This window comes from Streptomyces sp. NPDC030814 (assembly GCF_055572155.1).
In genome coordinates this window covers 1-14,708 of the sequence record NZ_JBVIDX010000014.1, presented here as the reverse complement: position 1 = coordinate 14,708, position 14,708 = coordinate 1, and the positions used below count along the sequence as shown (strand labels likewise).

Below are 14,708 nucleotides of genomic sequence, written 5' to 3'. Positions count from 1 at the left end.
CCCCGCGGCGGCCCCCGTCCCACGAGCCGTGCCGGCTGCCGTGGGACGCGTCGAACCGATGACGATCCGATGGAGAGGCAGCGATGCCCCAGCTCAACACGACCGGCCCCGAGTCCGACAGCGATGCGCTCCTGACCGCGCGGCTGGCCGTCTCCGCGACGGCCACCGGCCGCGAGGTGATGTCCGACGTCGAGTTCTTCGACTGGTTCGACCAACGCCGCCGACGGCACAGCCAAGTGGTGCGCCGCACCACGTTCGACGAGATGTCGGGCTGGGGCTTCGACCCGGGCAGCGGCGACCTGGTGCATCACAGCGGGCGGTTCTTCACCGTGCGCGGCATGCGGGTGCACACCGACTTCGGCCCCGTGGCGGAGTGGACACAGCCGATCATCAGGCAGCCGGAGATAGGCATCCTCGGTATCGCCGTCCGCGAGACCAACGGCGTGCTCCACTGCCTGATGCAGGCGAAGTCCGAGCCGGGCAATGTCAACGGCGTGCAGCTGTCCCCGACCGTGCAGGCGACCAAGAGCAACTACATGCGGGTGCACGGCGGTTCCTCGGTCCCCTATCTGGACTGCTTCCGGGAACCGGAGGCCCGTGGCCACCGGGTGCTGGCCGATGTGCTCCAGTCCGAACAGGGCTCGTGGTTCTTCTGCAAGCGCAACCGCAACATGATCGTCGAGGTCGGTCCCGAGGTGGAGGCGGGCGAGGACTTCTGCTGGCTGACGCTGCGCCAGGTCAACGCGCTGCTGCACTACGACAATCTGGTCAACATGGACGCTCGCACAGTACTCTCCTGTCTGCCGGACTGGCACCACGGAGCCGCCCCGGCAGCCGGCATCCACTCGGACGTGGCGATCCGCAGCTGGATCACCCGCCAGCAGAGCGAACGGGACGTCATCGCCTCCCTGTTGCCCCTGAGCGATGTGGTGGGGCGGGACTGGTTCCGCGCCGAGGACCGCATCTCCCACAAGCGGGGCCTGTTCTTCAGCATCGTGCCGGTGGACGTCCTGTCCAACCGGCGCGAGGTGACGTCCTGGTCGCAGCCGCTGCTCGAACCGCACGGCATCGGGGTGTCCGCGATGCTGGTGCGACTGATCGACGGCGTGCCCCACTGTCTGATGCAGGCCCGGCTCGAGCCGGGCTATCTGGACGTCGTCGAACTCGGGCCCACCGTGCAGTGCACACCGGAGAACTACGCCCATCTGCCCGCGTCGGACCGCCCTCTCTTCCTCGACCTGGTCACCGGGGCACGCCCGGAACAGGTGCTGTTCGACACGGTGCTGTCGGAGGAGGGCGGCCGGTTCCTGAACGCACAGAACCGCTACCTGGTCATCGAGGCGGACGACGGCGTCCCCTCCGAGGTCCCGGCCGACTACCGGTGGGTGACTTTGCGTCAGCTCGGGGAGCTGCTGAAGTACAGCCACTACGTCAACGTGCAGGCGCGGACACTGATAGCGGCCCTGCGCAGCGTCATGGGGATCCGTTCCGGACCGCCCTGGGCACAAGCCCTCGGCACCGGGGCCGTCTCCCCGAGCCCGGGAGGCAGCCGTGCGGATCATCGGTGATGGATTTCTGGCCCGCAACCTGACCGAGGCCTTCGGGGACCGCTTCCCCGATGTGACCGTGCTCGCCTCCGGGGTCTCCAGCACAGCCACCACGGCCCCGTCCGAGTACGACCGTGAGGCTCTGCTCCTCTACGAGGTGCTGGACGCCTGCCGGCTGGAGGGACGGCGGCTGCTGTTCCTGTCCACCGCCTCGTTCTCCATGTACGGCTTCACACACGAAGAGGTGAGCGAGACAGGGCCGCTGCGGCCGCCGACGGCGTACGGGAGGCACAAGCTGGCGCTGGAGAGCGTGGTGCGCTCCTCGGGCGTCGAGCACCTGATCCTGCGGGTGAGCCACGCCGTGGGCCATCATCAGCGGCCGCACCAGTTGCTGCCCACGCTCGTGCGGCACATCTCGGCGGGTGAGGTGACGGTCCATCAAGGAGCGCATCGGGACCTGCTGGACGTACGGGACCTGGTGCACGCGGTCGGCAGACTGCTGGAGAACGGTGTCCACGGCGAGGTGGTGAACGTGGCCTCGGGGGTCCCGCAACCGGTGGAGTCGATCGTGACCGCCATCGAGGACCGTCTGAGGGTCACGGCCCGGCGCGTGCACCGTCCCGGCCCGATGGCCGTCACCCGTGCGTCCGTCGGACGACTGCGGCGGCTGGTGCCGGACTTCCGCGCCGCGATCCCGGATCCGGACTATCTGGGAGCGTTGCTGGACGCCTATCTGCCGTACTACACAGCCCAGTCGGGAGGGCTGGCGGCATTGCCCTCGCGGTGACCGCCTGGACAACTGGGGGAACCCCTAGACATGTCCGCATGGCCACAGGCGGAAGGGATGGCTCCGCCTAGCGTGGACACATGATCGAGCTTGCGGGAGTGACCAAACAGTATGGCGAGAAGGTGGTGGTCGACGACCTCACCTTCACCGTCCGGCCAGGCTGTGTCACCGGATTCCTCGGCCCCAACGGAGCGGGCAAGTCCACCACGATGCGGATGATGCTCGGTCTGGACCGTCCCACGGCAGGACGCGTCCTCATCGACGGCGAGCCCTACTCCAAGCTCGGCGAACCGCTGCGCCGCATCGGCGCGCTGCTGGACGCGAAGGCGATGCACGGCGGCCGCAGCGCGTACGACAACCTCAGATGCCTCGCCCTCAGCAACCGCATACCGCTGCCGCGGGTCGACGAGGTGCTCCAGGAAGTCGGTCTGAGCGAGGTCGCCAGGAAGCGGCCCAAGGGCTTCTCCCTCGGCATGGGGCAACGGCTCGGCATCGCGGCGGCGCTGCTCGGCGATCCGGAGATCGTGATGCTGGACGAACCGGTCAACGGTCTCGACCCGGAGGGCATCCACTGGATCCGCACGCTGATGAAACGGCTGGCGGCGGAGGGCCGCACGGTGTTCGTCTCCAGCCATCTGATGAGCGAGATGGCGCTGACGGCGGATCATCTGGTCGTCATCGGCCGTGGCAGGCTGCTCGCCGACACCGGCATGCAGGACTTCATCGCCGCCAACTCCCGTTCGTACGTGCGGATCCGCACGCCGGAACCGGAGAAGCTGCGAGAGGTGCTCGCGGCGGCCGGCATCACCGCCACCGAGAACGCCTCCGGTGCGTTCGAGGTGACCGAGGCCCCTGCGGAGCGGCTCGGGGATCTGGCGCTGGAACACCGCCTCCCGCTGCACGAGCTGAGCCCGCAGCACGCCTCTCTGGAGGAGGCGTTCATCGCTCTGACGGGTGAGGCAGCCGAGTACCGCACGGGCGCGTCCGCCGCCACCGGCGCCCCGTCGAGCGCCGGTACGAACGCGCCGCAGCCGACCGAAACGGAGTCCTGACCCATGCCCGCACCCACTGCGACCCTGCGCTCCGAGTGGGCCAAGCTCACCACGGTCCGCTCCACAGGGTGGACCCTGTTCGCCGCCTTCGCCGTCACCGTGGCTTTCGGCACACTCGTGAGCGCCCTGTCCAACTCCGACTACGACAGCCTCACGGAGCAGGAGAAGCTCTCCTTCGACGCCGCCGGGACCAGCTTCACCGGCGGCCTTCTGGGCCAGTTGGCGATGATCGCTTTCGGGGTCATGGTGATCGGCTCCGAGTACAGCACCGGCTCGATCCGCAGCTCACTCGCGGCGGTCCCCCAGCGCGGCCTCTTCTACCTCAGCAAGGTCGCGGTGGCCACCGGTGCGGCCCTGGCCGTCAGCCTGGCCACCACTTTCGTGACCTTCTTCGCCGGCCAGGCCGCGCTCGGGTCGCACAGCACCACTCTCGGCGCGGACAACGTTCTGCGGGCGACGTTCGGCGCGGCGCTCTACATGACGCTGATGGCCGTGTTCTCCATGGGCGTGGCGACCATGCTGCGCAGTTCGATGTTGTCCATGGGCATACTGATGCCGTTCTTCTTCCTCGTCACGCAGATCCTGGCTTCGGTGCCCGGCGCGAAGAAGGTCGCCGAATACCTTCCCGACCAGGCCGGTGCGGCGATGGTGCGGGTGGTACCGAAGTCCGACCTGCCCTACGGGGCCGGGGGCGGGCTCGTCATCATGCTGGCGTGGGTGGCCGCGGCGCTGCTCGGCGGGTATCTCGTGCTGCGCAACCGGGACGCGTGAGCCGGAGCCCGGCGGCAACGGAACCGGCACCACGACCACGTGGTGCCGGTTCCGGCGTTCTCCGCGCCACCGGCGCGGCCTCGGGCGTCCAGGGACCTCAGGCGCTGGCCCAGTCGGGGATCTCCAGGATGGTGATCACGGCCGAGGTGGACACCCAGCCGGCCGCCGACGTCGTCATCAGGATGTTGTCACCCGGGGACACCAGCCCGTGGGTGAGCAGGTGGTTCAGGGAGACCGCCATGTCGCAGGCTCCCATGTGACCGTATTCCTTGCCGAAGTGGGCGGTCGAGCGCGACATGGGCAGACCCAGGGGTTGCATCTTCGTCTGCTCGACCATGAGGGAGTCGCTGTTCGCCGCGACCACCCAACGCAGGTCCGACGCGTTCAGCCCCGCGTCCACCAGCGAGCGGTGCACCAGGTCCAGCTCGAAGTCCCGGATCATCTCCATGCACTTGTCGAGCGGCATCACGTGCTGGTTGAAGTACATCAGCAGTTCCATCGTGCCGGAGGCCTTGCGTTCCTCACCGCGGAACGGCAGCAGCGACTCCTCGCCGCGATGCCACTGCTCCAGCTCCGGCATGGTGCCGGAGTTCACCGCCCGCAGCTCCGCGAACCCGCCCTCGCCGCTGAGCAGGACGGCGGCGCCCCCGTCGCTCGCGGTGAATCCGGTGCCGAAGCCGCGCCACCGGTCGATGAGCGGGCTGGTGAAGTTCTCCGCGGCCGTCACCAGCACACTCTCGGCGCCCGCGGCACCCGTCAGCCGGCCCACGGCGACGTCGATCCCGGCGAGCAGGCCGTTGGAGTGCTGGCGCACGTCCGTGCTCGCCACCCCGGTCGCTCCCAGCTCGCGCAGCACGTACCCGGGCGGGTAGAACCCCTCGGGGCCGTGCTGCACCGCGGTGCAGTGGACATGGAAGTCGAGGTCGTCGATCTCGTTGCCGGAGCGCTGGTACGCGTGCCGGGCGGCGTGCACGGCCATGTCGAGGGCGGGCATGTCTCCCGCGATGTAGGCGGCGGTGAGCCCGGTCGCGTACTGGATGGAGAATTCGTCGTAGAGCCCTTGTTCGACGGCCTCCTCAACAGTCACCCGCCGCTCCGGGACATAGACCCCGACCGAGTCGACGTAGACGCCGTTCGTCTTCATCTGTGGCTGTTCTCCTTGAGTGTCGTGAGGGGAGTGTCGTGGGCGATGCGGTGTCGGATGCCGGGCGGCTGACGAGCGGGGACGCCGCCCGTTCACGGGCGCAGCAGCTCTTCCTTGAGACGCTTGACCAGCAGGACGGGGGTGTCGGCCTCGAACAGGAGGGCGGCGGGCAGCCGCAGCCCCGTGGTCTCGCGCAGCCGGTTGCGCAGGGCGAAGGCGGTGAGCGAGTTGAGGCCGATGTCCCGGAAGGCGCGGGTGTCGTCGACGGCTTCGGCCGAGGGATAGTCGAGCACCGCGGCCACGTCGGTACGCACGAGGTCGATGAGGACGGCGTCGCGCTCGGCGTCGGCCAGCCCCGCGAGGCGGCGCCGGAGCATGCTGAGCGCACCCGCGGATCCCGGCCGGCCCGCCCGTCGACGGGCGGGTGGTCCGGCCAGGCCCCGCAGTGGTGCCGGCAGGAACGCGTCGCCTGCGCGGCCGAGGAGCGTCCCGCTGTCCGGGCGCAGCAGGACCGCCGTGGGGGCGTCCTGTGCGCAGGCGGAGTCGAAGAGGTCGCGGCACGCGGTCCGGGGCAGCCGTCCGACTCCCGCGGGCGCGGCGGGCGCGGCGCGGTCCTGCCCGTCCCAGGGACCCCACGCCACCGACTGCCCGGGCAGCCCCGCGCCGCAACGGCGCTCCGCCAGGGCGGCGAGGAAGGCGCCCAGTGCGGCCTCGTCGCCGTGTCCGGCGGCTCCCAGGGTGCCGGCGGCGGACGAGAGGAGGACCAGGGGCACCGCGGCGGAGCCGGGCCGGCCGGGCGCCGTCAGCTCGTCGAGGTGGAGGGCCGCCCGCATCTCTTTCTCCAGCTGATCTCCCTCCGGCGCCACCGCGTCGTCCGTCTCCCGGCGCTGCGGCACTTGCGCCGCGTGCACGACGGCCGTCAGCGGGTGAGCGGCCGGCACCGACGCCACAAGGGCGGCCAGTGCCGCTCGGTCTGCCGGGTCGCACGCGGCGACGGTCACCTCGACACCCCGGTCGGCCAGTTCGCTCCTGAGCAGGTTCTGCTCCTCTCCGGGCACCTGGGCGACCAGCAGCAGACGGCGCACGTCCGGCCGCTCTGCCAGGTGCCGGGCGATCTCGGTCCCGGCCGGCCGGCCGGCGCCGGTGACAAGGACGGTCCCTTCCGGGTCGGTGGGCAGGCCCCCGCCGTCGGTGGTGGCGGGCACGGCGGCCAGCCGTGGAACGCGCACCACTCCCTGGGCCAGGGACAGTTGCGGCTCGGGAAGGGCCAGAGCCGCCGGCAGGGCGCGCCAGGACGCGCGCTTGCCGTCCAGATCGGCGAGCACCAGACGGCCCGGCTCGGCCAGTTGGACGGAACGGATCAGGCCCCACACCGCGGCGACCTGCGGGTCCGGCGCCCGGGTGCCGTCGCCCGCGAGCGAGCCACGGGTCAGCACGACGAGCCGTGTATCGGCGAGGCGGTCGTCGGAGAGCCACTCCCCCGCCTGCGCGGCCATCTGCCGCACCGCGGCGGCGCCGGTGGTGTCCCCGGGTTCGGGCACACAGCCGACCAGGACCGCCTCGGGCACGGTGACCCCGGAGTCCAACGCCTCCGCGAGCGCGGCCAGGTCGTCGTACGCCTCGGTGTAGACACCCGTCTTCATCAGGGCCGCGCGGGCACCGAGCGGGTCAGGGCCGACGAGGGCCCAGCGGGGCTTGTCCGTGGGGGCCTCGCACGTGGTCTCGCGCCATTGGAGCCGGAACAGCGGACCGTGCTGTGCGGTGCGGGCCCCGGTGAGAAGTGCCGGGTCGGCGGCGCCGAGCCGTATACCGCCGATCGAGGCGACGGGCATCCCCGTTCCGTCGGTGGCCTCCACTGCGACGGTGTCGGTCCCGGTGCGCGTCAGCCGGACCCGCAACGACGAGGCGCCCACGGCGTACAGCGCCATCCGGTGCCAGGAGACGGGCAGGGCGGGCGCGTCGCCGCCGGTGGCCCCGGGGGTGCGGGCGAGGGCGCGCAGGGCGGTGTCCAGCAGCGCCGGGTGCAGGCAGTAGGAGGCGGCCCGCGGGTGCTGTTCGGCGGTGAGCACTACCTCGGCGTACAGGTCGTCGCCGTGCCGCCACAGGCCCCGCAGGCCTTCGGGGGCCGTCACGGGCAGGTCGGTGGGTTCGGCGTCGGCGGGCGGCCAGACTTCCAGGTCGAAGGAGGCCGGGCCGTCTCCGGGGCACAGTACGGCCCGGGCGTGACGGGTCCAGGGCGTGCCGGGCAGGGCGCCCGCCCGCCGGGAGTGGATCCGCACGGCGCGTTCCCCCGACGGATCCGCCTCGCCGACCGTGACGCGCAGCCGGACCTCGTCCCGCTCGGGCAGGATCAGCGGGGCCTCTGCGATCAGCTCGGCGACGCGGTCGCAGCCGACCCGTTCGCCGGCCTGGACGGCGAGTTCGAGGAGCACCGAGCCGGGCTCTGCCACGGTGCCCGCGACGGCGTCCGGGACCGGCCACCCCCGGCTGGGGCAGGACAGCGTTCCGCTCAGCACCAGCCCGCCCGCGTCGGGCAGTTCGACGACGGAGTCCAGCAGCGGGTGCCCGTCCCCCGGGTTCGCCGTGGGCGCGCCGGACCCGGGGCGCGGGGTGGGGGCCATCCAGTAGTGGCGGCGGTGGAAGGCGTAGGTGGGCAGCGGGATCCGGCGTGCGCCGGTGGGCGCCAGCAGGGCGTCCCAGTGCACCTCGACGCCCCGGACGTGCAGCTGCGCGAGGAGGGTCACGAGGTCAGGTCCGTCCGGGCCGGTGAGCGGCAGCAGGTCCACGCGCGCGTCGGGCTCGGTGCCCCCGTAGGGCGCGGCTCCGCCCCGGTCCGGCCCGCCGAGGACGACCAGCGTGTGGTGTCCGCTGTCCAGCAGCGCCCGCAGGGCCTGCTCGGGTCGGCCGGGATCGCCCGCCAGGCTAGCGGCCCACTCCGCGGCGCCGCTCCCCTCCGAGTCCAGCCAGCCGCCGGTCGCGGCCGAGCAGAACGGTGTGCCGACGGGTCCGAAGCCGACCCGCGGCACGCTCTCGTCCGTCGTCCGGCTGTGGTGCACGGCGAGCCGGGCGCCGGCCTCCGTCGTGAGCAGCCCGGCGGCACAGGCCGCGGCGATCTCGCCGGTGCCCTGGCCGGTCACCGCCGCCGGTTCGACGCCGTACGAGCGCAGCAGCGCGGTGAGCGCGACGGCCACCGCCCAGCCGAGCGGTCCGGCGATCTCCGGCCGTCGCCGCCAGTCGGGGGCGGTGCGTCCGGCCAGGACGTCCGCGGGGGTCCAGTCGACCAGCCCGGCCAGGGCCCGTCCGCAGACCTCGAGGGTCTCGGCGAACACGGGAGCGGAGGCGGCCAGTGGTGCGACGCTCTCGGTCCAGTGGGCGTCGGCGGCGGGGAAGACGAGGACCAGTGCGGGCTGTGCCGAGCCGGTCGGGGCGGTGCCTCGGATGACGGGGGTGTCGGGCTCCGTCCCGTCCGCCAGTGCCTTCAGGGTGCGCAGGGCCGTGTCGCGGTCGGGGACGGTGAGCACCGCGCGGTGTTCCAGGGCGGACCGGGTGGTCGCGAGCGACAGGGCCACGTCCCGCAGGTCCGGCGCCGGCTCGTCCGTCAGGAGAGCGTGCAGACGCACCGCCTGGCCGCGCAGCGCCTCGGCGCCGCGCGCGGACAGCGGCAGCGGGACGCGGGCGGGCGAGGCAGGGGCCCCGGTCCGGGGGTCGTCGGCGGTCTGGGCATCGACAGGGGTGTCGGTACCGCCGATGACGTCTTCCCGGAACCGGGGCGGCTCTTCGATGATCACATGGGCGTTGGTGCCGCTGATGCCGAAGGAGGACACACCTGCCCGGCGCGGGCGGTCACCGGGCGGCCAGGCCACGTCCTCGCGCAGCAGCTCGACCGCGCCCTCGGACCAGTCGACGTGCGGGGAGGGCAGGCCGGTGTGCGGTGTGCGGGGCAGGACGCCGTACCGCATCGCCATGATCATTTTGATGACACCGCCGGCGCCGGACGCCGCCTGGGTGTGACCGACGTTGGCCTTCATCGAGCCCAGCCACAGGGGCCGCTCACGGTTCTGCCCGTATGTGGCGAGGACCGCCTGGGCCTCGATCGGGTCGCCGAGGGGGGTGCCCGTGCCGTGGGCCTCGACGGCGTCCACGTCGGCGGCGGTGAGTCCGGCGGAGCGCAGTACCTGGCGGATCAGCCGCTGCTGGGCGGGTCCGCTCGGGGCGGTCAGCCCGTTGGAGGCACCGTCCTGGTTGACGCCGCTGCCGGCGATCCGTGCGAGGACGGTGTGCCCGCGCCGCCGGGCGTCGGAGAGCCGCTCCAGGAGGAGGAGGCCCACGCCCTCGGCCCAGTTGGTGCCGTCGGCGTCGGCCGAGAACGGCTTGCACCGGCCGTCGGCGGCCAAGGTCCGCTCCCGGCTGAAGGCCACGTACGGATCCGGTTGCGACATGACCGCCACTCCCCCGGCCAGCGCCAGGTCGCACTCCCCGGCACGCAGGGCCTGCGCCGCGAGGTGCAGGGCGACCAGGGAGGACGAGCAGGCGGTGTCCACGGCCACCGAGGGGCCCTCGAGACCGAAGGCGTACGACACCCGGCCCGCGGCCACGTTGCCGGCCGTGCCCATCTGCATGCCGGAGGCGTAGTCGTGGTAGGTCACGCCCGCGAACACTCCGGTGCGGCTGCCCTTGAGGGAGGTGGGGGCGATCCCGGCCCGTTCGAACACCTCCCAGGACGTCTCCAGGAGCAGCCTCTGCTGCGGGTCCATGGTGAGCGCCTCGCGGGGCGAGATGCCGAAGAGCTCGGCGTCGAACTCGCCGGAGTCGTAGAGGAATCCGGCTTCTCGGACGTAGGTGGTGCCGGGACGGTCGGAGTCCGGGTCGTACAGGCCGTCGAGGTCCCAGCCGCGGTCGGCGGGAAACGGGCCCAGTCCCTCGGCTCCGGCGGCCACCAGGTGCCACAGCGCTTCGGGTGAGTCGGCCCCGCCGGGATAGCGGCAGCCCATCCCGACGATCACCACGGGGTCGTCGTCGGGCACGGCGGCGTCGGGGCCGCCGGCCGTGTCCTCGGTCTCCGCCCGTTCTCCGTCCAGGCCCAGTTCCGCGGCCAGGTGCCGGATCAGGGCGCCGGTGGTGGGGTGGTCGTAGACGAGGGTGGCCGGCAGGCGCAGCCCGGTCTCCTGGCCGAGACTGTTGCGCAGGTTCACGGCCGCGAGGGAGTCGAACCCCAGCTCCTTGAACGGTTTGTCGGAGCCGACCAGGTCGGCGCTGTCGTAGCCGAGGATCGCGGCAACCCGGCCGGTGACGAGTTCGGCGACCGCGCGGTGCCGGCGGGCCCGGGGCAGCGAGGCGAGCCGCCGGGCGAATCCGCCGCCCCCGCCCCCCGCTCCGGCCGCGCCGCGCCGGACGGTGACCCGCAGCAGTCCGCGGAGCAGCGGAGGGAGTTCACCGGTTTCGGCGCGGGACCGCAGGGCGCGCGCGTCGAGACGCATCGCCAGCAGCAGCGCCCGGTCGGCGGCGCTGCCGGCGTCGAACAGGGACAGTCCCCGCTCGGCGGAGAGGGGTATGACGCCCTGGGCGGCCGTTCTGGCCGTATGGGTGCGGTCCAGGGTCGCCGTCATACCGCCGAAGCGCTCCCAGGGCCCCCAGGCCAGTGAGGTGGCCGGCAGTCCGGCCGCGCGGCGGTGCTGGGCGAGGGCGTCGAGGTAGGTGTTGGCGGCCGCGTAGGTCGCCTGGCCCGGATTGCCGAGCAGGCCCGCCGCCGAGGAGAACATGACGAAGGCGGACAGATTCTGACCCGCCGTCAGCTCGTGCAGATGCGCGGCGGCGGTGGCTTTGGCATGGAAGACGGTCGCCAGGCGCTGCGGGGTGAGCGAGGTGAGCAGGCCGTCGTCGAGGACACCGGCGGTGTGCACCACGGCGGTCAGCGGGTGCTCGTCCGGCACCGACGCCAGGAGCTCGGCCAGCGCTGCACGGTCGGAGACGTCGCAGGCCACGACCGTCACCTCCGCGCCGAGCGCGGTCAGTCCGTCGCGCAGCCCGGCAGCGCCCGGTGCTTCCGGCCCGGACCGGCTGACCAGCAGCAACCGCCGTACGCCGTGCTCGGCCACCAGATGCCGGGCGGTCAGGGCACCCAGGCCGCCGGTGCCGCCGGTGATCAGCACCGTGCCCTCGGGTCCGAAGCCGGGCCGCGTCCCTTCGGTGGGGCGCTGCGCGCGCACGACACGCGGAGCCAGAAGGGCTTCCCCCCGGACTGCGAGTTGGGGCTCCTCACCGCGCAGGGCGGACAGGGGCAGGCGGGCGGGCGTGTCACGGTCGACGAGCAGGAAGCGGCCAGGGTGCTCCGACTGGGCCGTGCGCACCAGCCCCCAGACGGGGGCGTGGGCCAGGTCGGACACACGGTCGTCGGGTGCGGCCGCCACGGCGTGGCGGGTGAGCACGGCCAGCCGGGATCCGTCGAGACGCTCGTCGGCCAGCCATTCCTGGAGCGTGGCCAGGACGTCCGCGGTGGCGTCCTCGGCCGCGGCGGCGAGGTCCACGCCGTCGTCGGGGTGTTCGGCGGAGGCGATCGGCAGGAGCACGGTCGTGGGCGCCGTGCCGCCCTCGTCCAGGGTGGCGCGCAGTGCGGCCAGGTCGTGGTGGACACGGACGGTGACACCTCGCTCGGCAAGGTGGGCGGCTAGGGCCGCGCCCTTCGGGGCGAGCACCGCCCAGTCGCCGCCCGCGCCCACGGCGGGTCCCGGATCGGCGGCAGCCTGGCCCACGACAGGCGCCCACTCCAGGGCGTGAAGTCCGTCGACCGGAGGATCGGCGACGAGTTCGGAGACGGCCGGGAAGGCCAGGGAGAGGGAGTCGACGGTGGCCAGCGGCCGTCCGTGGGTGTCCGTCAGGGTCAGTGAGACGCGGTCGGTGCCCGCGCCCGTGACCCGCAGCCGGGCGGCGCCCGCCCCGGTGGCGTGCACGGTCACGCCGTGCCAGCCCAGCGGCAGCGCGACACGGCCCTCCTCCGCCTCGGGCGCGGCCCACAGGGCGGTCTGGACCGCGGCGTCGAGCAGCACGGGATGGACGCCGAAGGCGGCTGCGTCTCCCGCGCGTTGCTCGTCCGGGACGGCGAGTTCGGCGAAGAGCTCGCCGCCGCGGCGCCACAGGGCGCGCACGGCACGGAAGGCGGGGCCGCAGGCGTGGCCGCGCAGCGGCAGCACGTCGTAAAGGTCGTCCACGTCGACGGGTTCGGCCCGCTCGGGCGGCCAGACGTCGGTCGCCGACGCCTGCTCGGCGGGCTGGGTGGCGTTGCTGCTCAGGATGCCCTCGGCGTGGCAGCGCCAGGGCTGGTCGCCCTCGTCGTCGTCCGGTCGGGAGTGGACCGTCACCGCGCGGCGACCCGTGTCGTCGGCCGCTGCGACCAGGATCTGCATCCGCACGCCGCCCTGGGCGGGCAGCGGCAGCGGCTCCCGGAGGGTCAGTGTCTCCAGAGTGGTGCAGCCGGCCTCGTCGCCCGCCCGGACGGCCAGTTCGACGAGGACCGACTCGGGCAGCAGCGTGCTGCCCGCCGCCTCTCGGTCGGCGAGCCAGGCGTGGGAGCGCACAGAGAGCCGGCCGGTGAGGAGGACGCCACCGGCGTCGGCGAGTTCGACGGTGGCGCCGAGCAGGGGGTGGCGCGCGGCACCGAGACCCGCCGCCCGGATCCCGGCGGCGCCCAAGGGTGCGGCGGGCAGCCAGGCGCGGCGCCGCTGGAAGGCGTACGTGGGCAGCGGTTCCGCGGGTGGGACGGTGGCCTCCGTGCCCGTGCCCGTGCCCGTGCCTGTGCCCGTGGCCGTGCCCGTGAGGAGGCTGGTCCAGTCGACGGCGGCGCCACGGCTGTACAGGGTGGCGAGGGCGGTCTCGAAGGAGCGGGGTCCCGGCTGGTCCTTGTGCAGCGCCGGAACGGCGACCGTCTCGTCCTGGTCCGGCCGGCTCTGCGCCGCCAGGGCGGACAGGGTGCCGTCGGGGCCGAGTTCCAGGCAGCGGGTGACGCCGAGGCCGGCCAGGGCGCGGACGCCGTCGGCGAAGCGGACCGCGTGCCGGACGTGCCGTACCCAGTAGTCGGGCGAGGTCAGGTCGTCGGGGTCCGCCACACGGCCGGTGAGGTCGGAGACGACGGTCAGGCGCGGCGGGTGGTAGTCCAACGACTCGGCGACCCGCCGGAAGTCCCGCAGCATCGGGTCCATCAGGGGCGAGTGGAAGGCGTGGCTCACGCGCAGCGCGGTGGCGCGGTGGCCGTTCGCCCTGGCCTGCTCCGCGATCTCCGCCACGTCCGCGGCGACGCCGGCGATCACGGTGGCGCGGGGTGCGTTGACGGCGGCGATGCCCACCCGCTCGGTGCGTCCCTCCAGCAGGGGCAGCACCTCGTCCTCGGAGAGTGGGAGGGAGAGCATCGCGCCGCCAGTTGGCAGCGCCTGCATCAGCCGGCCGCGGGCCACCACGAGACGGCAGGCGTCGGCGAGGGACCACACCCCGGCCACGTGCGCGGCCGCCAGTTCACCGATGGAGTGGCCGAGGAGTACGTCGGGGCGCACACCGAAGGACTCGGCGAGCCGGAACAGGGCGACTTCCAGGGCGAACAGGGCAGGCTGCGCGTACTCGGTACGGTTCAGGACGTCGGCGTCCGTGCCGAACACGACGTCCTGGAGGGGGCGTTCGAGGGTGGTGTCGACGTGCGCGCACACCTCGTCGAAGGCGTCCGCGAACGCCTCGTACGTCTCGTACAGTTCCCGTCCCATGCCGAGCCGCTGGGAGCCCTGCCCGGCGAAGAGGAAGGCGGTCCGGCCGCTTGCCGCGGCGGAGCCGGTGACGAGGCCGGGCCGGGCATGGCCGACGGCCAGGGCGTCCAGGCCGCGCAGCAGTTCGTCGCGGTCGGTGCCGAGCACGACGGCTCGTTCCTCGAACACGGACCGGGTGGTCAGCAGTGCGGCGGCGGTGTGGGCCGGGTCGGCCGCCGGACGGGACCGCACGAAGTCGGCGAGCCGGCGGGCCTGGTCACGCAGAGCGGCGGGCGTACGGCCGGTGACCACCCAGGGCACCGCCGAGGAAGGCAGGCGCAGGGCGGTCGGCGCGGGAACGGAGGTGTCCGGGTCCGCTGCGGACTCGTCAGTGGCCTCCTCCAGGACGACGTGGGCATTGGTGCCGGACACACCGAAGGCGGACACTCCCGCCCGGCGCGGACGGTCGGCGGCCCGCGGCCAGTCGGTGTTCTCCTGCAGCAGTCCGACGGCACCGGCCGTCCAGTCCACACGTGAGGTGGGCTCGTCGGCGTGCAGGGTGCGCGGCAGCAGCCCGTGCCGCAGGGCGAGCACCATCTTGATCACACCAGCCACACCCGCCGCGGCCTGCGTATGCCCGATGTTCGACTTCACCGACCCCAGCCACAACGGCCGCACACGATC

6 protein-coding genes are annotated in these 14,708 nt (G+C 73.2%); 4 read left to right on the top strand and 2 right to left on the bottom strand.

Features of this window, described 5'->3' with window-relative positions; translation table 11 throughout:
- Window positions 1-83: 83 nt before the first annotated feature.
- The 4 genes from ACZ43N_RS26735 (at window position 84) to ACZ43N_RS26720 (ending at window position 4,157) form a co-directional block, all read left to right on the top strand.
- On the top strand, window positions 84-1,568 hold the full coding sequence (locus tag ACZ43N_RS26735; RefSeq protein WP_468100992.1) for an NDP-hexose 2,3-dehydratase family protein: 1,485 nt from the start codon (window positions 84-86) through the stop codon (window positions 1,566-1,568).
- Window positions 1,552-2,334 carry an NAD-dependent epimerase/dehydratase family protein gene (locus ACZ43N_RS26730; protein ID WP_468100990.1) on the top strand — a complete coding sequence of 261 codons (783 nt, stop codon included), beginning with the start codon at window positions 1,552-1,554 and terminating at the stop codon, window positions 2,332-2,334. The genes ACZ43N_RS26735 and ACZ43N_RS26730 overlap by 17 nt, the downstream gene beginning before the upstream one ends.
- Before the next feature lie 80 nt (window positions 2,335-2,414).
- Window positions 2,415-3,386 carry an ABC transporter ATP-binding protein gene (locus tag ACZ43N_RS26725; protein WP_468100989.1) on the top strand — a complete coding sequence of 324 codons (972 nt, stop codon included), beginning with the start codon at window positions 2,415-2,417 and terminating at the stop codon, window positions 3,384-3,386.
- 3 nt (window positions 3,387-3,389) lie between these two features.
- The gene (locus ACZ43N_RS26720; RefSeq protein WP_468100987.1) at window positions 3,390-4,157 is read left to right on the top strand and encodes an ABC transporter permease; all 768 of its coding nucleotides are present in this window, start codon (window positions 3,390-3,392) and stop codon (window positions 4,155-4,157) included.
- Between the two features lie 97 nt (window positions 4,158-4,254).
- Here ACZ43N_RS26720 and ACZ43N_RS26715 read toward each other — a convergent pair whose 3' ends face one another.
- The gene (locus ACZ43N_RS26715) at window positions 4,255-5,301 is read right to left on the bottom strand and encodes a ketoacyl-ACP synthase III family protein (RefSeq protein ID WP_468100986.1); all 1,047 of its coding nucleotides are present in this window, start codon (window positions 5,299-5,301) and stop codon (window positions 4,255-4,257) included.
- 92 nt (window positions 5,302-5,393) lie between these two features.
- Window positions 5,394-14,708: SDR family NAD(P)-dependent oxidoreductase (locus tag ACZ43N_RS26710; RefSeq protein WP_468100984.1), on the bottom strand; the 9,315-nt coding region annotated here is incomplete at its 5' end.